This is a genomic window from Streptomyces durhamensis (genome assembly GCF_000725475.1).
GTDB classification, from domain to species: domain Bacteria; phylum Actinomycetota; class Actinomycetes; order Streptomycetales; family Streptomycetaceae; genus Streptomyces; species Streptomyces filipinensis.
Map to the genome: position 1 here is coordinate 222,093 of NZ_JNXR01000016.1, position 21,081 is coordinate 243,173.

Genomic DNA, 21,081 nt, shown 5'->3' on the forward strand with positions numbered 1-21,081 from the left:
CGAGGGCCGGCCCGGCGACCGGGTGAGGCCGGCGGGCGGGCGGTGCGATGACGGACCGTCAGATCGTGGGCTCGGCCCAGATGTCGGGCGGGACGACACCGGTGGAGCGGCCGTACGGGTCGAGCAGGCGCCCGAGGAGCTTGTCATGGCGCAGGGTGATGACGCGGTCGACGATGTCGAGGCCGGGGTGGGCGGCGGTGAGCTGGGTCTCCAGGCGCAGGGCGTCGTCCACGGAGTGCAGGCTGGCCTGCACGACGAGGTTGTGGGGGCCGGTGACGGCGGCGCAGTTGCGGGTTTCGGGCAGGCGGATCAGGGCGTGGCCGATGCCGGGCAGATCGGTGGGCGGGACCTTGGCCCAGAAGGTGATGGCGACGGGCCAGCCGCCGAGAGGGCGGGCGAAGTCGCAGCGGAAGCGCAGGACGTCGAGTCGGGTCAGCTGCTCGATGCGTCGTTTGACGGCGGACAGGCTGACGCTCAGGGCGGTGGCCAGGGCCTGGTAGGAGGCGCGGCCGTCGTGGGCCAGCCGGCCGAGGAGGGCGCGGTCGAAGGCGGTGAGGTCACTGGGTCCGGGCCGGGGCGACCGGGTGGCGGGCGGTGCGGTGAGCCGGGCACGCTGGTCGGGGGCGAGGGCGGCGATGCGCCAGCGGCCGCCCTCGGTGAACACGTGGGTGACGATCCGGGCGTGGACGGCGGTGATGCCGGGCACGTGCGGGAGCAGGTCGAGGGTGTAGTGGGACAGGGCGTGCAGATCGCGGGTGGCGACGGTGGCGAGGATGTCGTGGCCGCCGGCGGAGCGCTCCAGGGTGAGCATGTGCGGATGGCCGCCGAGGGCCTGGGCGACGGCGGCGGTGGCGCCGGGGGCACAGTCGATCTGGGCGTAGGACACACATGTCCGCTCCAGCATGCGCGGTCCGGGGGAGAGCCCGACCCAGGCCATGCCGTGCTCGGTGAGGCGGTGGAAGCGGCGGGCGACGGTGACCGGATCGACCCCGAGGACGCGGCCCAGCTCGGTCCACGAGGCTCGCGGCCGCAGCTGAAGCGCGTGGATCAGGGCGAGGTCCTCCTCGCTCAGCCGTTTCGCATCTTCCTGCACCAACACCGGTCCTCGAGCCAGAATCCTGCGTTTCTCCGGCCCTCAAGAGCCAGTCTCGCATGGTAGAGGTCCAGAGGTTCGCATCCGGCGGGCCGCGACAGTGGGGACCGGACCATGGCGTTCGCCGACTACCAGAACGAGATCTACCTGGCCGGGCTGCACGGGGTGGCACCGCGACTGCCGATGACCTGTGCCGAGCTGGAGCCCCTCGCCCAGGCCGCGATGCCGCCGTCGGTTCGCTCCTACGTCGCCGGCGGCGCCGGCGACGAGTTCACGCAGCGGGCCAACGTCACCGCCTTCGAGCAGTGGGGTCTCGTTCCGCGCATGCTGGTCGGTGCGAAGGAGCGGGACCTGTCGGTCGACCTGTTCGGGATGCGCCTGCCCTCGCCGCTGTTCATGGCGCCGGTCGGCGTGATCGGGCTGTGCGCCCAGGACGGCCACGGCGATCTCGCCACCGCACGCGCCGCCGCCCGCACCGGCGTGCCGATGATCGCCTCCACCCTGACCGTCGACCCGATGGAGCAGGTGGCCGCCGAGTTCGGTGACACCCCCGGCTTCTTCCAGCTCTACACCCCCACCGACCGGGAGCTGGCCGAGAGCCTCGTCCACCGCGCCCAGAAGGCCGGGTTCAAGGGCATCGTGATCACCCTGGACACCTGGATCACCGGCTGGCGTCCCCGTGACCTCGCCGTCAGCAACTTCCCCCAGCTGCGCGGGCACTGTCTGGCCAACTACACCAGCGACCCGGTCTTCCGCTCCCGCCTCGCCAGGTCACCCGAGGACGACCCGGCAGCCGCGGTGATGCGCTGGGCGCAGACCTTCGGCAACCCGCTCACCTGGGACGACCTGCCGTGGCTGCGGTCCATGACCGACCTGCCGCTGATCCTCAAGGGCATCTGCCACCCCGACGACGCCCGCCGCGCCAGGGACGCCGGCGTGGACGGCATCTACTGCTCCAACCACGGCGGGCGCCAGGCCAACGGCGGACTGCCCGCGCTGCACTGCCTGCCCGGCGTCGTCGAGGCCGCCGGTGACCTGCCCGTCCTGTTCGACTCCGGTGTCCGCTCGGGCGCCGACATCGTCAAGGCGCTCGCCCTGGGCGCGACCGCCGTCGGCATCGGCCGCCCCTACGCCTACGGCCTGGCCCTCGACGGTACCGACGGCATCGTCCACGTCCTGCGCTCGCTGCTCGCGGAAGCCGACCTCCTCATGGCCGTCGACGGCTATCCGACCCTGGCCGACCTCACCCCCGACACCCTCCGGCGCATCCGCTGAGACCGCACGATCCGTACGCACGCGACGCCCCGCTCGGCGAGGCGCCCGGAGCGCTCGGCAACCGCGCCGCGCAGCGCACATCGTGCTTGTGTGAGCCCTGTACGCGCCCCCGCCCGGACGAGAAGACTGCCTCGACGGTGGGTAGTCGGCCAGAACATCACCCACCGCCATGGGTTCGTGTTCTCCGGAAGGCAGGTCGGCTGCTGTGCTCTTGAGGCTGCCCACATCCATGACCGAGGCCCAGGACTGCCTGGCCGAGGGTGCCGTGCCGATCGGCGGGGCGACCCTCGTCTGGGCCGACTGGCAGCGCGAGGGATTCCCCGACCTGGCCATGTCCCTACGCGAGGTGCCGGAGGCCAACGTACTCGGACGGGAGACCGTGGGGGGCGCCGTGGTCCTGCACCGGATCGACGAGCGGGTACCCGACGTCCTCCGCCTGGCCGCCGCCAAGGTGGGCACGGGGGCCGTGCGGCGCACGGCGACGGTCGGCGGCAACCTCGTCGGCAGTACGCTGCGCTGCCTGCTGCCCGCGGCGCTCGTCCTCGACGCCCGGGCGACGGTGCTGGACACCGAGGGCATCCATGAGACGGACCTGGCCGAGCTGGTGGCCAAACGTCCCGTCCTCGTCAGCCTCCACTGGCGGGAACCGATCGCCTCCGCGTACCGCAAACTGGCCGGCGAGGCGGGCGGACCGCCACCCCTCGCCGTCGCCTCGGCGGTACGGACCGACACCCGCGGCAACCGCCTGCGGGTCGCCGTTCGCGACGGCTACGACATGCTCAGCGGCAGCGTCACATGCGATCCCGACGCCGACCAGACCCTGCACGCGCTGAGCGGGACCGCCCTCGCTGACCTGCCGACCTGCGCATGGGAAGTGATCCGCGCACAGGTCATCCACCTGCTGGGCGAGCACGACACCGACTGATGAGACGCATGGCCGGCCGCCTCGCCCGTCGCTGCCCGCTTCGGCCCCAAGCAGCTCGAACGCGGGCGCGTGGCGGCGGGCGGTCGGGCGGTCCGGACGGCAGAACCGCGGACGCGGCAGCCGCCGAACGCGCCGTGCCCGTGCCCCGACGGTGGCTTGGCAATCGCTTGCAGCGGACTCGGCCGAAGGCGCAGCATGGCGGTCCCCACCCGTTGTCCGGCAGGGAGCGGCCCATGCGCCCGACCTCCTCAGCATCGAGCACCAGACGCGCAGAGCCCGCGACGAGTGGATGCCGGTGTCCCGTGTCTCCCGAAGGGGATGGACGTGCCAGAGCCGCTTGATGCCGTGACTCCTGTTGTCGCCGGCGGGCCCGGGTTCCCGCCCGAGGCGACCGCACCGCCGACGGTCGGTGTGGAGGAGGAGTTCCTCCTGGCCGACCGGTACAGCAGGTCGGCTGTGTACAGGTCCGTTTCCGTCGTGCACGCCGCCCGTGCCCACCTCGGCGCGCCGCATGCCACACCCGAACTGTCGCAGTCCCAGGTGGAGACCGTCAGCGCGGTGTGCCGTACGGCCGCGGAACTCCGGACGGAAATCCTCCGATTACGCGCGGGCGCAGCCGCCGCAGCCGCCGAGCACGACTGCCTCCTGGTGCCCAGTGGCACGGCGGTCCTCGGCCGCTCCGGGCCACCGCCCGTGCTCGACCAGCCCCGTTACCTGGCCCTCATCCGCCGCTTCGGGCCCCTCGTCCAGGAACAGGGCGTGAACGCCTGCCACGTGCACGTCGGGGTGACCGACCGGGAGGCGGCCGTGGACGCGGTCAACCACCTCCGCGGCTGGATGCCCCTGCTGCTCGCCCTCACCGCCAACTCCCCGTACAGCGGCGGGACGGACACCGGATACGCGAGCTGGCGCTCCGTGGTCTGGAGCCGGTGGCCCGCCGCGGGACCTCCGCCCTATCTGCGCGGCGCGGCGCACTACGCACGGGTCGTCGGTCAACTCGTGGCCACCGGGGCGGCGATGGACTCGGCGATGATGTACTGGCACGTCCGGCCCTCGGCGCACCTTCCCACCATCGAGGTCCGCATCGCGGACGTGCTGCCCGACGCCCGGACCACCACCGCGTACGCCCTGCTCGTCCGCGGCCTCGTCGGACACGCCCTCGAAGCCGCCGGCGCCGGCGAATACGCGCCCGAGGTCCCCGACCTGCTGTTGCGGGCGGCGTGCTGGCAGGCCGCCCGGCACGGGCCGACCGGCACCCTGCCCGCGACCCACACCCGTGACTGCGCCGCCACATCCGTCGGCCGGCTGGTCGAGGAGATGTGGAAGCGCGTCGAGCCGTACCTCAGCCGGTACGGTGACGACCAGTGCGTCGGCGACTGGCTGAGCGAGGTCCAGCTCACGGGCTCAGGCTGCGCGCGCCAGCGGCGGGTCGCGGACCGGTGCGGAGGCCGCCTGGAGGCCGTGGTGGACGACCTCGCCGTCGAGCCGGTAGGTTCACCGGGGCCGGGTGGCGGGCCTCCGGGATGACCCGCTCGGCGGTCTCCTGCCGGGTGCGGGCCGCGGCGTCGGACCACCGGCCGGCATCGCCGCGTTCGCGCTCGGCACCGGCATCGAGGGCGTCGTCTCCGTCGAAGTCGAACCGCTCCCGTGGATCACGGATGGGGTGCGTCCGCGTGGGACAGTTCGAGGTCGTGGTCGGTGACGCCGCTCGCCTCCACGCGCAGTGACGCGGCGACCGGTGCGTAGCCGCTGGCGATGACGGTGTACTCACCGCCGGCCAGGTCGGTGAAGCCGTACGCGCCGTCGGGGCCGGTGACCGCCGTACCGACCACGTTCCCGGCCGTGTCCAGCAGGGTCACCTTGGCGTCGGCGAGGACCGTGCCGTTCGGGGTGCTGACGACACCGTGGAGCCGGGCACCGGGTTCGAGGCGGACGTCGTGGGCCTGTGCCGTCCCCGCGGCGACCTCGACCGGCAGGGCGGCCGGTCGGTGTCCGGGCGCGTTCACCGCGAGCGTGTAGCCGCCGGGGACCAGGTCGGCGAGCACGAAGGCGCCGTCGGCGGCCGAGGTGCCGGAGCAGACGACCTCGCCGCGCACATCGGTGACGACCAGCAGGGCACCTGACAGCGGGCGTCCGTCGACGGCGTTCCGGACGGACCCGGTGAGGGCGGCGGTGCCGCTCAGCGCGAGGTCGCGCTCGACGGGTTCGTCACCGACGAGCACGGTGACGGCCTGCGGCTGCCGGGCACCGGCGGCGCCGATCAGCACATAGGTGCCGGCGCGCGGGACGGCCACCGCGTAGGCGCCGTCCGCCGCGCTGACGGCGCGGTCGAGCTGCCGTCCTCCGACGTCGATCACCGTGATCACGGCCTGCGGTACCGGCGCGCCCGCGCCGTCCAGCACCCGCCCCCGGACGCCGTACCCAGGGACGCCGGTAGCGGGCGCGTCCTTCTCGGCAGCGGGGGCCTCGGCGGCGGACTCGCCGAGGGCCTGTGCCGCACCGGCGGCGGGCCCCGCGGTGGTCGTGACCGGCTCCGCGGCCGGGGCGCCGCTCTGCTCGGCGGCCTGCGCCTCCAGTCCGGAGACCTGGCGCAGCGGTACCTCCTTGGTCCACAGCGCGACCAGGAAGCCCAGGACCATCACCGCCGCCGCGATCAGGAACACCAGTTGCATCGAGTCGGTGAAGCCGGCCTTGAACGGCTGGGCCAGGCGCGGGTCGAGCCGCTGGATGAACGAGGAGTCGCTCAGCACCCCCGAGCCGCTCCCGCCGCCCGTCCGGGGGTGCTTGAACATCTCCAGCACCGGTGCGTTCGCCGGGTCGGACCGTACCGCCGGGTCATGGAGTGCGGCCTGGAACCCGGGCGTTCGGTACGCGGCCCGGAAGGCCGCGCCGATCTTGTCGCCGACGGTGCTGAACAGCACCGAGAGGAAGACCGCGGTACCGGCGGTGCCGCCCATCTGCCGGAAGAAGGTGGCCGACGCGGTCGCCACACCCATGTCTTTGGGCTCCACGGCGTTCTGCACGGCCAGGGTCAGGATCTGCATGCATCCGCTGAGACCGATGCCGAACAGCGCCATGTACGCCATGGTCTCCGCCAGCGCGGTGTCCCACTGCACCCGGTAGTGGAACAGCAGCATGGCGGCGATGATCAGCGCGGTGCCGATGATCGGGAAGACCTTGTACCTGCCGGTCTTCTGGATGATGCGTCCGACCACGATGGTCCCGGCGATCATCCCGAGCATCAACGGCAGCATCAGCAGGCCGGACCTGGTGGGGCTGACGCCCTTCACGATCTGCAGGTACAGCGGGATCATCATCATCCCGCCGAACATGCCCATACCGATGAGCACGGACATCAGGCTCATCGAGCTGAACACCGGACTGCGGAACAGCCGCATCGGGATCAGGGCCTCCTCGCCCATGGCCCGTTCGACGAAGACCCAGACCACCAGGCCGGCCACGCCGACCGCGTAGCAGACAGCGGCCTTCGTCGAGGTCCAGCCCCAGTCCTGGCCCTGCTCGGCCACGAGCAGCAGCGGCACCACGCCGACGGCGATGGTGAGCGCGCCCCACCAGTCGATGCGGTGCTCGCGCCGGGTGTGCGGCAGGTTCAGCACCTTGGCGACGACGAACAGGGCGATGATGCCGACCGGCACGTTGACCAGGAACACCCAGCGCCAGCCGGCGATGGCCAGGATGCTGCTGCGGCCTGCCAGGAAACCGCCGATCAGCGGGCCGAGCACACTGGAGGAGCCGAACATGGCGAGCATGTAGCCCTGGTACCGGGCCCGCTCGCGGGGCGGCACGATGTCACCGATGATCGCCAGCGCCAGCGACATCAGACCGCCCGCGCCGATGCCCTGGAACGCCCGGAACCCGGCCAGCTCGGTCATCGAGGTGGCGAACGAACAGGCCGCCGAGCCGGCGATGAAGATGCTGATGGCCGCCAGGAAGAAGGGCTTGCGGCCGTAGAGGTCGGACAGCTTCCCGTACAGCGGCGTGCTGATGGTGGACGTGATCAGGTACGCGGTGGTGACCCACGCCTGCGAGCTGAGCCCGTGCAGATCGTCGGCGATCGTGCGGATCGAGGTGCTGACGATGGTCTGGTCGAGTGCCGCGAGGAACATCCCCAGCATCAGGCCGCTGAGGATAGTCATGATCTGGCGGTGCGTCAGTCTGCCGGCCGGAGCCGACGGGGCTATCGCGGCGGTTCCCCCGCGGGGCGGGGACGCGGGCGTGGTCATGCGTGCAGATCTCCTTGCCTCGCCCCGCCACCCGGGACCTGCCCGGCTGGGAGGCTGCTGTGCGTGCGGTCTGCGGGGGCGTCGTAGCGGCGCTTCAGCAGTTTCCGTTGCTTGCGGCTACCAAGTGAGTCTAGATCCCGGTGGGAGGGGGCCGCATCACGCCTGTGCGGTCGCGGGGGCGGTCTTCTTGCGGGCGCGGTACGCGGCTGCCTTGATCTTGTTGTCGCAGCACTCCATGCCGCACCACTGCCGCCGCATGCCGCGTGAGCGGTCGATATAGGTGCGGGTGCACTCGGGGTTTTTGATCGGGCATCCCGAATGCCGCGGTGGATCCCGCGAGTTGACGCCCGGCCGGGTCCCCGTGTCTCGGGGCCCGGCCGGGAACTCACCCGGCTACAGGTAGGGGCGGGTGATCAGTTCGATCGCGTGACCGGCGGGGTCCTTGAAGTACACCCCGCGACCGCCGTGCTCGTTGTTGGTCTCGCCCGGGCGCCGCATCTGCGGATCGGCCCAGTGCTCGATGCCGCGCTCGCACAGTCGCCGGTACGCCCGGTCGAACAGCTCGTCGTCGACCAGGAACGCGTAATGCTGCATCTGGATCTCCACCGGCGGCTCGGCGAACTGCAGCAGTACGCCGTCGGTGAGCTGGATGTTGGTGAACGGGCCCCAGGACGGCGCTTCGGGAAGCTCCAGGAGCTCCCGGAAGAACCGGGCCGACTCGCCGCGGTCCCTGGCGGCGATGATGGTGTGGTTGAACGTGACTGTCATACGGCTGACCTCGCTGGTGTTCGACACGGAGAACGGACTCGCGGTGCACGAACGCGAGGAGGTCCACGTGCCGAGACGAGGGGGTGCTCTCCGCGCACCCGCCGTGCGATCAGCCTTCCACCGGATAGCCCGTCTGTGTGTGGCTTGGCGCCGGTCCGGTGTTCACGTCGAAGAGACTACTTGATCTTGGCTGTCCCGCCAAGGGGCATTGCGGATCGCCCGGGAGGCGGGCGCCCGGACGGTGGACCTCACTTCTCGGCCGGATCGTGCCGCGGCGAACCGGCTGTACGAGCGTCTGGGCTTGCGACCCCGCGAGTCGACGGTCTACCGCTTCCCGGTCGAGTAGCCGGAGGCGACCTCCACCACCGCGCCTCACCTGCGAACGGCGTCCCCCGTTGCCGCGTCGAGCCCGGTTGTCAGTGCCGGCTGGAAAACTGCCCGGCATGACCGAACCGAATCCGAAAGCGGACCTTCTCCGTTACCTGCAGGACGGGCGCCACGCCCTGTTGTGGAAGCTCGACGGGCTCTCGGAATACGACATCCGCCGCCCGCTGACCCCCACGGGCACGAACCTGCTGGGCCTGGTCAAACATGTCGCCGGCGTGGAGCTGGCGTACTTCGGCGACACGTTCGGGCGGCCGTTCTTCGACGAGGATCCGCCATCCTGGTGGTACACGGAGGACGCGGAACCCAACGCGGACATGTGGGCCACCGCCGACGAGTCACGCGAAGAGATCGTCGGGCTGTATCACCAGGCATGGAAGCACGCCGACCACACGATCGCCGCGCTGACGCTCGACGCGATCGGTCACGTCCCGTGGTGGCCGGAGGGACGACGGGAGGTGACGCTGCACCACATCCTGGTGCGCGTGATCACCGACACCCAGCGGCACGCCGGTCACGCGGACATCGTGCGGGAGCTCATCGACGGAACCGTCGGGTACCTGAAGGGCAACGACAACATCCCACAGGGGGATCAGGTATCGCGGGAGGAACACCGACGCCGCCTGGAGCGTGTGGCGCGCGAGGCCGGCAACGGCTGACACCGCTCTGCTGCCGCCCCTGAACGGCCCAGGGCCGTGACCGCCAAAGGCCCCCTGTCACCCCCGGGTTCGGAAGGTCACGGTCCGGTTCCGGAGTGGGGCGGGAGTCGCCGCCTGTGCGAGGGGGGTCGATAGCGTGGTCCGGTGATCGTCTCGGTGCGCGCTGCGCAGGGCGGTCGCCCGACGTACACACGAAACGGGGATTGCTCGCCATGGCTCACTCGGCCCGCTCCGCCGACATAGTCCACCCCCGGCGCGTCGGCGTGCTCGCCGCGGCCGTGTTCTCGGCGGCGGCTTCCCTGACCGGATGCTCCACCGCCGACAGGGCTTCCGAGCACGCGGACGCCGTCCCGGCCGAGAGGCCGTTGCTCACCAAGGCCGAGGCGAACGAGACGGTGGACACCTATCAGACGGTCAACAACCAGGCCAATGCCAAGCGTTCCGCCTCCCTCATGGCGAAGGCCGAAGGCGGCGCTGTCCTCGCGATGGACCAGGCGTACTTCACGCAGGTCCCAGCCCTCGACAAGAGCGACGTCGCGGACAACCTCGCTCCGTTCGTGTACGTCAACCGCACCTTCTACATCCCGCCCGCCTCCTCGAAGGCCAACTGGTTCCTGGTGCGCACCCAGGGTGCGCAACTCACCCATGGCAAGCCGGGCAAGCTGTGGTCGAAGGACATCAGGTTCCTCGTCTTCAAGCGCTCCGGTGACGGCTGGCGGATGGTCGTGGCCCGCGACTTCGAAGGGTCTGAGCTGTCCAAGGTGCCGCACATCGCGCTCGACAGAGCCGGGCTGATGAAGGTCGCCGACCCCGACACCAAGATCGGCAAGACGGCGCCCTCGCAGTTGCCGGGACTGGTCACCGATCTGTGGGTGACAGGCGGCCGCGACACCCCGCTCACCGACACCTCGGCCCGACGCACCGGCAGGTCCTGGTACACCGAGCGGAACGACAACCTGGGCGGGCACGCCTGGGTCGACTTCAAGAAGACCACCCCCCGTGCCGGGGACGTCTTCGCCGCGAAGACCGCCGACGGCGGTGCGCTCGTGCTGTCCGACAGCGCTGTCGACGAGACCTTCCTCGCCAAGGATCTGCAGTCCTACATCGGCCTCGGCGACTCGGACAAGCCGTTCGTCAAGCGCGACCCGAACGCGCACATGTACAAGGTCGTGCGCCACTACGCACAGACGGAGATCGGAACCATCTCCGCGGACGGCAAACCCGCCGTCTACTCCATCGGCACCCAGGTGACCAAGGTCGACGCCACACCGACAGCCGACATCTGAGGCGTGTTCGCTCGCGTGCGGCGGATGGCGATCAGGCCGTTCCGGTTCTCCTCCGCGCGTCTCTTTCCAGGTACGCCGGGAGTTGTAGCAAGTCTGCCCTGGAGATGGATTCGTGCGCCCCGCCGACACGAAATGGTCGTTCCGACCTGGAAGTTGATCGAAAGGAACGGCCATCGTGCGGATAGGACGCATGGCGCCGCTGCTCGCCGCGGGGATCACGGCAACGCTGCTCCCCGCCCTCGCGCCGACGGCACAGGCAGCCCCGGCGGAGCCGCTGAAGAGATTCGAGAACCAGAGGCCGGCCTGGCACCGATGCGACGCGTCGCAGCCCGCGGCGTTCCAGTGCGCCACCGTCCGGGTGCCGCTGGACTACAGCCACCCCGACGCCGGGACGATCAAGCTGGCGGTCTCCCGTATGAAGACCGGCGTCCCCGGCAAACGGCACGGCGCGATCCTCTTCAACCCCGGTGGTCCGGGCGACGAGGGCCTGGAGATGCCGGTCATGATGAAGGCCGCGTTGCCCGAGAAGGTCCGTGAGCAGTACGACCTGATCGGGTTCGACCCGCGCGGCGTGGGCCGCAGCACCCCGCTCACCTGCGGTCTCACGCGTGCGGATCAGAACATCGAACACCCCTACAAGGCGGCGACGTTCAGCCGGGACGTCAAGTGGGCCCGCGCCGTCGCCGACAAGTGCCGTGCCAGGAACGGCGACGGGCTCGCGTACTTCACCACCCGCAACACCGCCCGCGACATGGACGTCATCCGCGCCGTCCTGGGGGAGAGGAAGATCTCCTACCTGGGCTACTCCTACGGCACCTACCTGGGGGCCGTCTACGCGCAGATGTTCCCCACGCGGACCGACCGTTTCGTACTGGACAGCGCGGTCGACCCCGCACGGGTGTGGCGCGGCATGATCCAGATCTGGGCGCAGGGCACCGAGCCGGCGTTCACCCGGTGGACGAAGTGGACCGCCCGGCGCGACCGCACCTACAAACTCGGCAACACGCCGGCCAAGGTGAGGAAGACGTTCTGGGACCTGATCGCCCGGGCCGACCGCTCTCCGGTCGAGCAGGACGGCGCGAAACTCACCGGGGACGACATCCGGTCCACCCTGCGTGCCGAGTTCTTCAGCCCCAGGTCCGCGGCCGAGTCGGTCGTCAACCTCAAGAAGGCCGCCGACCGCCATGCGGACTCGCTCGCGCCGCACCGGCGACCGGAACCGCGCTTCGCGAAGGCCCCCGCCGCACAGCCGCCGGCCGACAACGGCTCGGTGGCCTTCTGGGCCGTGGTCTGCGGCGACACCGCGGCCTGGCCGCGCGACCCCGGGCAGTATCGGCGCGACGCGATCCGGGACAAGGCCGCGTACCCCCTCTACGGCGACTTCGCCTCCAACATCACCCCGTGCGCGTTCTGGAGCGAGCCCGCCGAGTCCGTCACCAAGGTGGACAACAAGGTCGGTCTGCTCACCGTCCAGAACCAGTGGGATTCCCAGACGCCCCTGGCCAGTGGCCTCGGCATGCATCGCGTCCTGAAGGGCTCACGCATGGTCTACGTCAAGGGCGGCGAGGGCCACGGCGTCTACGGCACGGACCCGAACTCCTGCGCCGACCGCACCGTCGACGCCTACCTGAGCACCGGGAGGCTGCCGGCACGGGACGTCACCTGCAAGCCGTCCGGACGCCGGAGCCCCGGCGTGCTGCCCCGCATCGTCCCCGCGCCGCGGCACATCCCGCAGCCGCCCCGCTTCTGACACGGCTGCCCGCGCCGGTGGCATGCCCGGCTCCCGGCGCGGTCAGGACAGAGTGCCCTGCTCGCAGACCCGGCGGGCGACCTCGCGGAGCTTGATGTTGTTCTCCTGCGAAAAGCGTCGTAGCACGTCGAACGCCTGCTCCTCGGTGAGGTGGTGGCTGCCCATGAGGATGCCCATCGCCTCGCCGATCACGTGGCGGGTGGCGACGGCGTGTTCCATCTGGGCGTGGGTGCGGGCGCTGGAGAACGCGACCGCCGCATGCGAGGCCAGCAGCCAGCCGGCCAGTTCGCTGGCGTCGGTGAAGGCGCCGGGCCTGCGCGAGTAGATGTTCAGGGCGCCCAGTTCCTCGTCCTCGGTGTACAGCAGGAACCCCATCATGCTGCCCACGCCCAGCTGACGGGCCTGGGGTGCGAAGGCGGGCCAGCGCGGCTCCTCCCGGGTGAAGTCGGCGATACGGAAGACCGGCTCCCGTGTCCTGTCGCTCGCCGCGTCGAAGCACGGTCCCTCACCCAACCGCTCCTGCAGTCGGTCACTGTCGACGACGAGCTGTCGGGTGGGCGCCAGCGTCTGCACCTTCGTGCCGTGCAGCACCAGAATGCCGGCCGCGTCACAGCCCTCGACCAGCTCGATGGCCGAGCCGGTGATCCGTTCCAGGGTGGAGGCGACCGACTCCTGCGCCAGGAGATCCCGCGCCATCGACGCCATCTGCTGCGCGAACCGAGCCCAGTCCATCGCGGTCCTTCCCTCCCGGTTCGTCTCGCCGAGCCGTCTCCCCAGCATTCCACGCGAGCCGTACGGCGCGCATGTGAGGGATCCCCGTTCCGTACCCGGCGGGCCGACAATCGGCAGAACGGCTCAGTGCCCCGGGTGATGCGCGCGCCCGGGAGGGGACGGCCGCCCGGGCGGAGGACCATGGGCACCCGGGCGGAGAACCATGGCCGAGTGGCCGAGTGGCCGAGTGGCCGAGTGGCCGGCGCGACGATGCCCAGACGGCTCGGGGCGTCGGGGTTCACTCGCGGGGACCGATCTCCCTCCCCTCCGCGTCCCGCACCGTGATGGCCAGCATCGGGCAGATGCCGGCGGCCTCCAAGGCGCGGTCGTCGGGCTCCGCGATGCGCTCGTTCACGGGGCGGGCATGGTCGCCGTCGAGGGTGAACAGGTCCGGTGCGGCCCCGGCACACATCCCGGACCCGATACAGCGGTCGGAGGCGATGTGCAGCTGCCAGCTCATGGGTCCTCACCACCCCACCGGCATGACCCGGGGGCCACGCACCAGCATCTCGGTCTTCCACGTGATGTCTCCGGCGACATGCAGCCGGGGGAAGCGGGCCACCAGCGCGCCGATGGCCTCCTGGAGTTCGAGACGGGCCAGGGGAGCCCCGAGGCAGTGGTGGACGCCGTGGCCGAAACCCAGATGGGCGTTGCCGCTCCGGGAGATGTCGAGCGTGCCGGCCGCGGTGAAGCGCAGCGCGTCCCGGTTGGCGGCGCCGATGGCGACCAGGACCGGTTCTCCTGCCCGCACCAGGGTGCCACCGACCTCGATGTCCTCGGTGGCGTAACGGGGCTGACCGGCGCCGCTGCCCAGCGGCACGAAGCGCAGCAGCTCCTCGATCGCGCCGGTGATGAGCGCGGGCTCGGCACGCAGACGGGACAGCGCCTCCGGATGGTCGAGCAGGGTGAGCACGAAGTTCGGGATCTGGGTGGCGGTGGTCTCGTGACCGGCGACGAGGATGCCGACGCACAAGTCGACGAGCTCCAGCTCGGACAGCCGGTCGTCGTGGTCCCGCGCCTCGATCAGCGCCGTCATCAGGTCGTCCCGGGGCTGCGCCCGGTGCGCGGTGATCAACTGGGCCATGTACGCCCGCAGCTCTTCACGATTGCGGTCGAACTCCTCGGCGGTGAGCGAGCTGGTGGAGAGTGCCGCGTCGCTCCATGCGCGGAACCGCGGACGGTCCGCTTCCGGCACCCCGAGGAGGCGGCAGATCACCGCGACCGGGATGGGCAGGGCGTACCTCTCGACCAGATCGGCCGGCGGCCCTGCCGCTTCCATCTCGTCCAGCAGGGCCGACGTCAGCTCCCTGACCCGCGGGCGGAGTTTCTCGACCTGGCGGACCGTGAAGGCCTTGGCGACCAGGGAGCGCAGCCGGGTGTGGTCGGGCGGGTCCATGCTGAGGATCCCGCTGTCCCGGCTGCCCTCGGAGGCGCGCGGCTCGTCGCGTTCGAGGCCCAGGGCCCGGCTGAAGCGCTGGTCACCGAGGACGAGGCGGGCGTCCGCGTAGCGGGTCGCGAGCCAGGCCGGCTCCCCGTACGGCAGCTGGACGCGTAACAGTCCCGGGGTGTCCCGGGCTCGTTCGTACGCGTCGGACAGGGCGAGGTCCCGGCTTGAGTTGAAGGGGTAGGCGAGGGGTGTGTGGTCCGTTGCCGCCGTCACTGCTGCCTCCCTTGTGTAAGCACCTGCTTACAAAGCTAGGAGGGACTCACCGAGCGGTCAACGACGCTAACCAGCCGTTACCCTGACGGCTTCTCGGCAGGCGCGAGCGGGCTCACGGCGGACGGCAGAAGGAGCAGAGGGTGGACATCGGCGAGCACACGCGGCACCAGGACCGGCCCGGCGGCGGTCCTGCGGGCGAGGACTCCCCGCACCGCACGCGTGATGCCCGGGGGACCCGCCTGCGCATTCTGCGGGCGGCCGGCGCGGTCTTCGCCGAGCGCGGGTACGAGGCGGCCACTGTCCGTGACATCGCCGGACGCGCCGGGGTGAACCAGGCCCTCATATTCCGCTACTTCGGATCCAAGCAAGCGCTGCTGACCGAGGTCATGGCCCAGGGAGGCAAGGAGCAGCTGGTGAGCACGCCCCCGGACCTGCTGTTCGAGACCGCGCTGCGCGGTGTCCTCGCGGACGGCGGCAAACCGGACGCGGACCGGCTGCTGGCCGTGTACCTGCGCTCCATCGGCAGCGCCGACGCCGCCCCGGACACCGTCCGCGCGCTGGGGGAGGAGTACGCCGCCGCCCTCGCCGCCCTCTCCTCGGCCGACGACGGCAAGCTGCGCGCGCAGCTCGCCATGGCCTGGCTGCTCGGCATCGGCCTGATGCGGGTGGTGGTCGGCCAGGAGCCGCTGGCGAGCGCGGAACCGGACGAGATCTGCGGCCATGTCCTGACGGCACTGGAAGGACTCCTGGGCGACGGGAACACGCCCGGGGGGCGAGCGGCGGAGCGACAGCCGCAAGAGCCGCGGTAGTCCAGACGCCGCCGACCACCGCGGGGGCCCGGCGCGCGGCCGTCGGTGCCCCACCTCAGATGCCGACGCGGACCGCAGGCCGAGCCGGCGCCGGGCGGCCGGCAAGCCCCGGCGGCTTCGGCGCCAGGCATGCTGCCCACGGCCACGGGCCGAATCGGCCCGATCGAGGCGAGGGCCGGGGCGCGGCCCGAACCGGGCACCGAGCCGTTCGGGGCCGACGCCGGGCCGGGCGCGCCGTGCGCGGTGCTCAGCCGCTTTCCCGGGTCAGAGCGCGGACGCGGCGTGGGCCGGGCGCGGGCTGCCGTTTCGAGGGGGCGGTTCGCCGGTCCGAGCGTCCGGTCCGGCCTGCGCCGCCGTCAATCCCTGCCATGGAGTCCTGAACGGCATGGACGGCCAGGAAATTGAAAACGTCACGACGGCCGAAAAGCGCCCGCTGTGGGCGCACCGGACGTTTTGACCGGTCATGCTGTGAAACATTCGGGCGAGATTGCAAAACGCGCACCCGTTGCCTAACCCCCTTGAAAGGGAAACGAGTTGCCCCTGCACGTCCTCACAGCGTCCAGTGACCATTCCCTGATCGCCGAATGGGCCGGTGGAAAAGCAGAGAACCTGCACGTCCTGAGCACGTCCGGATTTCACGTACCACGCTGGTCCGTCCTCGGCCTGGACGTCTTCGCCGAATTCCGCCGCGGCGGCGGACTGGACGAGCCCCTGGCGCGGCTGCTCGCCGACGCACGGCCGGCACGGGCCCGGCAGGTCGCCGAGGAGGCCGCCCGCCTGATCGAGTCCGCACCGCTCGGCACGCGCGTCACCGAAGCCATCGCCCTCGCCTACCGGCAGGCCGGCGGCGGTGTCGTGGCCGTCCGCTCGTCCGGCGCGGACGAGGACGGCACCCGGTACTCCTTCGCCGGCCAGTTCGACAGCTTCCTCAACATCCGGGGCCTGGATGAAGTCACCGCCCATGTCCGCCGCTGCTGGGCCTCCGGCTTCTCCGAACGCTCCCTGCGCTACCGCGCCCGGCACCGGCTGCCGCCCGGCCCCGGCGGCATCGCCGTCATCGTGCAGCGCATGGTGCCGGCCGAGCGCAGCGGCGTGCTGTTCACCGCCGACCCGACGACCGGCCGTACCGACCGCCAGGTGGTCAGCGCCGTGCACGGGCTGGGGGAGGGGCTGGTGTCGGGCGCGGTGGACGCGGACACCGTGGTCCTGGACGCCGCCACCGGCGAGCCGCTCACCACGGTGGTCGGCGCCAAGCAGGAGCGCTACGACGCCGGATCCGGACCCGGCTGCCAGATCTCACCCGTAGCCGACGAGGAGCGCGCCGCGCCGGCCCTGACCGCCGCCGACCTCGCCCGGCTGCACGAGACCGGGCGCCGCGTCACCGCCCACTACGGCTCCCCGCAGGACATCGAGTGGGCCATCGCCGGGGGCACGCTGTGGATCCTGCAGAGCCGCCCGGTGACCACCCCCAAACCCGCGTCCGAGCCCGAGGGGGAGCCCCGGATCTGGGACAACTCCAACATCATCGAGAGCTTCAGCGGCGTCGTCTCGCCGCTCACCTTCAGCTTCGCCGCCGACACCTACGCCAAGGTCTACGACGCCTACGCCCGCGCCCTCGGTGTCCGCGGCGAGCAGCTGCGCGAGGTGCGGGAGTGGACCCCGCACCTGCTCGGATACGTGCACGGACGGGTCTACTACAACCTGTTCCACTGGTACCGCATGGTCCGCCTGGCCCCGCTGTACCCACTCAACCGGCGCGTGTTGGAGAAGTCCCTCGGGGTCGCGGAGAGCATTCCCGACGAGACCGCCGACGCACTCCATCCGTTCACCCCCCGATCAGGGCTGCGCGGCCGGTTGTCCCACCTGGCCCGCACGGTCGTCTTCGTCAGGAGATTCCTCACCATCCGGAAATCCGTGGAGACCTTCCACCGGGATTTCTACCGGGCCTACGCGATCTTCAACAATGTCGATTACGACGCCCTGCCCGGTGACGAGACCTACCGCCGCTTCCGTCGGTTGCAGCGCGAACTCATCGGGAAATGGGGCCCGATGCAGACCTTGGACGCCACCATCCTGCTCTCCCTGGGCCTGCTGGCGCTGCTCACCCGTAGATGGCTGCCGCACGCACCCGAGTGGTTCACCTGGGCCGCGGCCGCCCCCGGCGGGGCCGTCGAGTCCGCCGAACCGGTGCGGGCACTGCGCGAGCTGGCCGCCCGGGCACGCGCCGACCCCGCGATCCTGCACCTGCTGGCGCACACCCCCGACTCCGAGGCCCACCGGGCGCTGCAGGAAGCCGGCCACACCCGGTTCCTGGCCGCCGTCGACGCCTACCGAGCCGACTACGGCTACCGCAGCCCCGACGAACTCAAGCTGGAGGTCCCGGACCTGCACGAGAACCCCGCCGGACTGTTCACGCTGCTGCGCGACGCGCTGCCGGACACCGCGAACGGGGGCACGGCGGACCGGGGCGGTGAGGCCGACGCCTACCTCGACGAGCATCTGCGCGGCCCGCGCCGCCTGCTGTACGAGCAGGTGCGGAAGAAGGCCCGGGCGGCGCTCGCCGACCGGGAACGGCTCCGGTTCTGCCGCACCCGGGCCTTCGGCGCGGCCAAGCGCATGCTGCGTGCCCTGGGCCGCGACCTGGCCCGCGCAGGGGCCATCGACGCCTGGGACGACGTGTTCATGCTGCGTCTGGAGGAGATCGGCGGCGCCTACGAGGGCATGATCGTCCACACCGAGCTGCGCGAGCTGGTCGCGCTGCGCCGGACGCGACTGGCCGCCGACACCGCGTTGCACGCCCCGCCTCGCTTCACCACCCACGGCGCCCCGTACTGGTCGGGAAACCTGGAACGGGCCGGCTGGTCCGGCGCCCCGGCCGCCCGCAGCGGTGCCCGCGAACTGCGCGGCACGCCGTGCTGCCCCGGCATCGCCGAAGGGGCCGCCCTGGTCACCGACCGCCCGCACGACATCGGCGGCGGCATCCTGGTCACCTACCGCACCGACCCCGGCTGGGCCGCCGCGCTGCCCCAGGCCGCCGCCCTCGTCATCGAGCGCGGCAGCCCGCTCACCCATGTCGCCGTCGTGGCAAGGGAGTTGGGCATCCCGACCGTGGTCCAGGTCAAGGACGCCACCACCGAGATCGGCACCGGCGCCCGGCTGCGCGTCGACGGCGCCGCCGGGACGGTCACCGTACTCGCCGACCCGCCCGACGACGGCCTGCCCGCCGCCCAGGACGGCCCCCGAACGGAGACACACCTGTGATCCTCACCGAGGACCAACTGCAGGATCTGCTCGACAAGTCCCTCGCCGCACTTCCCTACGGCGCCGAGTGGGCCGTGGCCCTGGAGGGCTCCCTCGCGGAAGGGTTCGGCAACCCTTCCTCCGACATCGACTTCCTGCTCGTCGGCCGCTGCGAGGACGACCTGCCGACCATGCCGTCCCTGCTCTTCGTGGACGGGCGGCGGGTGGAGATCCGCACCCGGTCGGTGCGGCAGATCGCCGACCAGTTCCGCGCGGTGGAGGAGGGAGCCGAACGGCCCGGCCGGCTCTCCGAGGATCTCCTCAACCGCTGCCAGCGGCTGCTGCACAGCCACCCATTGCGCGGCCACGCCCTGGTCGAGGAGGTCAAGGCGATGCTGCCCGCCGAACGGTTCGGCCGGATCGCCGCCGACTGGTGGGCGCACCGGGCCCGCCAGTCCCTGCGGCAGGCGATCGCGCTGCTGTGTCTCGACGAGGGTGACGAGGCGGTCGGCTGGACCCGCGCGGGGCTCCTCCAGACCGTCAAGTCCTGGGCGGCCGCCCGGGGCGAGACCTACCTCGAACCCAAGTGGCTGTCCCTGCAAATGGACCGGACCGGCCACCCGGACGTACGCGACCGCTACTGGCAACTGGAGACCACCGCCCCCGGCACCGCCTGCGCACGGGGCGCTGCCTCTGCGCCGGGTGCCGCGGCCGTGTCGGGTTCCGCGCCGCTGGATGTTGCCTCTGCGTCGGGCGTCGCCCCGGCGCCCGGTGCGACTCCTGTGGCCGGTGCCGCCGCCGTGCCGGGCCTCGGGCCGGCACCCGCCGCCGCTCCCGCCCCCGCCGCCGCTCCCAGCCCCGCCCCCGTGCCGGACACCGCGGCCCCCGCGTCGGGCAACGCCCCCGCACCCAACGCCTCCCCTTCGCCCGACGCCGCCCCTGCACCGAGATCCGTACCGGCGTCCCGTGGCGTCCCTGCGGTGGCTGCCGTCCCCGGGCCCGGCGGCGTACCTGCGACGGTTGCCGCTGCGGAGCCCGCCGCCGTCCCTGCGCCGGTTCCGGCCCCCGCGTCCAGCGCCGCCACCCCCGCGCCCGCCGCCGTCCCCGCACCGGTTGTCGCTCCCGCGTCCAGCGCCGACCTTGCGCCGGGTGCCGTCGCAGCTCCCAGCGGCGCCCCCGCCCCCGATGCCGTCCGCGATCATCTGACCGCCTGCCTCGGATTTGCCGCCGATCTCGGGATCGTCGGCGTCTCCTGGCGCCCCGAGCGGCTCACCGTGGAGCGGGTGGCCGGGGTGACGACCTGGCAGACCGGGGAAAGGGTCCACGTCATCCGCGGCCGACGCGAGGTGTTCGTTCTGGGCGACGACTCCGGTGCCGTCTGGCGCTCCCTGGTCCTGGGCCGGCCGCTGCCCCGCGTACTGGCCCAGGCCAAGGACACCGGCGTCGCCGACCCCGGCCCGCTGCTGGCCGCCTTTCTGCGTTACGGGCTGATCCGCCTCGCCTGGAAGGGCGGTGGCACCGTCATCCCCTCGCTGCCGCTGGCCGCCCCGCCCGGCCCCCTCACCCCGCCGCCCTCGACCGCTCAGCCGCTGCTGTCGGTGCACGGCGCCGCCGTCAGCGGTCCCCGCGCGATCGACCTGATGCCCCTGCCCGCCGACCGGTTCGCCGCCGCGGCCATGGCGCTGGTGTGGTCCAACGTGGTCGTCGAGAACGCCGTCGAGGATCTGACCGGCGCCCTGCGACGCGGCCAGTGGCGGGTGGCCGAACTCACCGCGCGCCGCGCGGTACACGCCGCGCTGCGCGGACTGCTCAGCGCCCACGGCGTCCATCCGCTGCCCGCCGACCCCGGCCTCGTACGCCGCCTGGACCTGCTGCCGCCCGCCACCCGGCCGATCGGGGCACGCGCCGGCGAACTGCTGGGACGCGGCGTCGGCTCGGCGGAACAGGGCGACGCCCTGCTCGCGGCGCTGCGCGCCTTCATCGGCCAGGTCCGCGGCGCCGTCGGTGCCGACTCGTTCCCGCTCTCCTTCGACTCCGCGCACACCTGGCGGGCCACCCTCCAGCTCGGCTACGACTGGCTGCGCATCGGTGCCCACCTCGACGCGCAACTGCCCATCGAAGAGGCCCGCGACCTGCTGGCCGGCCATGGCACCCAGCCCCGCCCGGCCCTGGAACGGCACCAGGACCCGTGAGAGCCCCCCGTCCGACCTTCCGCCC

General features: G+C 72.0%; 15 protein-coding genes and 2 pseudogenes. 10 read left to right on the plus strand and 7 right to left on the minus strand.

All coding sequences use genetic code 11. From position 1 onward, the window contains the following. Positions 1-58: 58 nt before the first annotated feature. Entirely contained in the window at positions 59-1,093 is a 1,035-nt protein-coding gene (locus IO33_RS53585) for an Lrp/AsnC family transcriptional regulator (RefSeq protein WP_031168947.1), read from the minus strand. Positions 1,094-1,207: 114 nt separating this feature from the next. Here IO33_RS53585 and IO33_RS0125420 point away from each other — a divergent pair, with 114 nt between their 5' ends. From IO33_RS0125420 to IO33_RS0125430, 3 genes are all read left to right on the plus strand, one after another. After that, on the plus strand, positions 1,208-2,368 hold the full coding sequence (locus tag IO33_RS0125420) for a lactate 2-monooxygenase (RefSeq protein ID WP_031168949.1): 1,161 nt from the start codon (positions 1,208-1,210) through the stop codon (positions 2,366-2,368). A 205-nt stretch (positions 2,369-2,573) separates the two neighbouring features. After that, positions 2,574-3,293, plus strand: a complete 720-nt coding sequence (locus IO33_RS0125425) for an FAD binding domain-containing protein (RefSeq protein ID WP_031168951.1) — start codon at positions 2,574-2,576, stop codon at positions 3,291-3,293. A 345-nt stretch (positions 3,294-3,638) separates the two neighbouring features. Further along, positions 3,639-4,820, plus strand: a complete 1,182-nt coding sequence (locus IO33_RS0125430) for a carboxylate-amine ligase (RefSeq protein WP_063765779.1) — start codon at positions 3,639-3,641, stop codon at positions 4,818-4,820. A 125-nt stretch (positions 4,821-4,945) separates the two neighbouring features. On the opposite strand, the gene IO33_RS0125435 is transcribed toward IO33_RS0125430, so the two are convergent. From IO33_RS0125435 to IO33_RS0125445, 3 genes and pseudogenes are all read right to left on the minus strand, one after another. After that, positions 4,946-7,537 carry an MFS transporter gene (locus IO33_RS0125435; protein ID WP_031168955.1) on the minus strand — a complete coding sequence of 864 codons (2,592 nt, stop codon included), beginning with the start codon at positions 7,535-7,537 and terminating at the stop codon, positions 4,946-4,948. 156 nt (positions 7,538-7,693) lie between these two features. Further along, positions 7,694-7,837 (minus strand): annotated as a pseudogene (locus IO33_RS47765) (CGNR zinc finger domain-containing protein); the annotation flags it as partial. A gap of 93 nt (positions 7,838-7,930) precedes the next feature. After that, positions 7,931-8,305: a VOC family protein gene (locus tag IO33_RS0125445; protein WP_031168958.1), complete on the minus strand. Its 375-nt coding sequence runs from the start codon at positions 8,303-8,305 to the stop codon at positions 7,931-7,933. A gap of 205 nt (positions 8,306-8,510) precedes the next feature. On the opposite strand from IO33_RS0125445, the pseudogene IO33_RS52710 reads away from it, so the two are divergent. The 4 genes and pseudogenes from IO33_RS52710 to IO33_RS0125460 form a co-directional block, all read left to right on the plus strand. Continuing rightward, positions 8,511-8,651 (plus strand): annotated as a pseudogene (locus tag IO33_RS52710) (N-acetyltransferase); the annotation flags it as partial. A 97-nt stretch (positions 8,652-8,748) separates the two neighbouring features. Further along, positions 8,749-9,348 carry a DinB family protein gene (locus IO33_RS0125450; protein WP_031168960.1) on the plus strand — a complete coding sequence of 200 codons (600 nt, stop codon included), beginning with the start codon at positions 8,749-8,751 and terminating at the stop codon, positions 9,346-9,348. Between the two features lie 212 nt (positions 9,349-9,560). Continuing rightward, entirely contained in the window at positions 9,561-10,634 is a 1,074-nt protein-coding gene (locus IO33_RS0125455; protein WP_031168962.1) for a DUF8094 domain-containing protein, read from the plus strand. 175 nt (positions 10,635-10,809) lie between these two features. Then, a complete protein-coding gene (locus tag IO33_RS0125460) occupies positions 10,810-12,384 on the plus strand; it encodes an alpha/beta hydrolase (RefSeq protein WP_037685910.1) in 1,575 nt (524 codons plus the stop codon). Between the two features lie 42 nt (positions 12,385-12,426). On the opposite strand, the gene IO33_RS0125465 is transcribed toward IO33_RS0125460, so the two are convergent. The 3 genes from IO33_RS0125465 to IO33_RS0125475 all read right to left on the minus strand — a co-directional run bounded on the left by IO33_RS0125465 (position 12,427) and on the right by IO33_RS0125475 (position 14,815). Next, positions 12,427-13,116 carry a GAF and ANTAR domain-containing protein gene (locus IO33_RS0125465; RefSeq protein WP_031168967.1) on the minus strand — a complete coding sequence of 230 codons (690 nt, stop codon included), beginning with the start codon at positions 13,114-13,116 and terminating at the stop codon, positions 12,427-12,429. Positions 13,117-13,393: 277 nt separating this feature from the next. Next, a complete protein-coding gene (locus IO33_RS0125470; protein WP_031168969.1) occupies positions 13,394-13,615 on the minus strand; it encodes a ferredoxin in 222 nt (73 codons plus the stop codon). 6 nt (positions 13,616-13,621) lie between these two features. Then, positions 13,622-14,815: a cytochrome P450 gene (locus IO33_RS0125475; protein WP_031168970.1), complete on the minus strand. Its 1,194-nt coding sequence runs from the start codon at positions 14,813-14,815 to the stop codon at positions 13,622-13,624. Between the two features lie 140 nt (positions 14,816-14,955). Here IO33_RS0125475 and IO33_RS44495 point away from each other — a divergent pair, with 140 nt between their 5' ends. The 3 genes from IO33_RS44495 to IO33_RS46055 all read left to right on the plus strand — a co-directional run bounded on the left by IO33_RS44495 (position 14,956) and on the right by IO33_RS46055 (position 21,056). After that, on the plus strand, positions 14,956-15,624 hold the full coding sequence (locus tag IO33_RS44495) for a TetR/AcrR family transcriptional regulator (protein ID WP_209438917.1): 669 nt from the start codon (positions 14,956-14,958) through the stop codon (positions 15,622-15,624). Between the two features lie 534 nt (positions 15,625-16,158). Beyond that, positions 16,159-18,885 (plus strand): phosphoenolpyruvate synthase, encoded by a 2,727-nt coding sequence (locus IO33_RS0125485; RefSeq protein ID WP_245235885.1) that lies wholly within the window; start codon positions 16,159-16,161, stop codon positions 18,883-18,885. Continuing rightward, positions 18,882-21,056 carry a hypothetical protein gene (locus IO33_RS46055; protein ID WP_051926952.1) on the plus strand — a complete coding sequence of 725 codons (2,175 nt, stop codon included), beginning with the start codon at positions 18,882-18,884 and terminating at the stop codon, positions 21,054-21,056. Before IO33_RS0125485 ends, IO33_RS46055 begins: the two co-directional genes overlap by 4 nt. Positions 21,057-21,081 lie beyond the last annotated feature (25 nt).

What these genes read in the sequence shown, in the direction of transcription:
- IO33_RS0125455 (WP_031168962.1), top strand. Translation starts at nt 9,561, where the DNA reads ATGGCTCACTCGGCCCGCTCCGCCGACATAGTCCACCCCCGGCGCGTC.
- IO33_RS0125420 (WP_031168949.1), top strand. Translation starts at nt 1,208, where the DNA reads ATGGCGTTCGCCGACTACCAGAACGAGATCTACCTGGCCGGGCTGCAC.
- IO33_RS0125465 (WP_031168967.1), bottom strand. Translation starts at nt 13,116, where the DNA reads ATGGACTGGGCTCGGTTCGCGCAGCAGATGGCGTCGATGGCGCGGGAT.
- IO33_RS0125470 (WP_031168969.1), bottom strand. Translation starts at nt 13,615, where the DNA reads ATGAGCTGGCAGCTGCACATCGCCTCCGACCGCTGTATCGGGTCCGGG.
- IO33_RS0125450 (WP_031168960.1), top strand. Translation starts at nt 8,749, where the DNA reads ATGACCGAACCGAATCCGAAAGCGGACCTTCTCCGTTACCTGCAGGAC.
- IO33_RS0125445 (WP_031168958.1), bottom strand. Translation starts at nt 8,305, where the DNA reads ATGACAGTCACGTTCAACCACACCATCATCGCCGCCAGGGACCGCGGC.
- IO33_RS0125435 (WP_031168955.1), bottom strand. Translation starts at nt 7,537, where the DNA reads ATGACCACGCCCGCGTCCCCGCCCCGCGGGGGAACCGCCGCGATAGCC.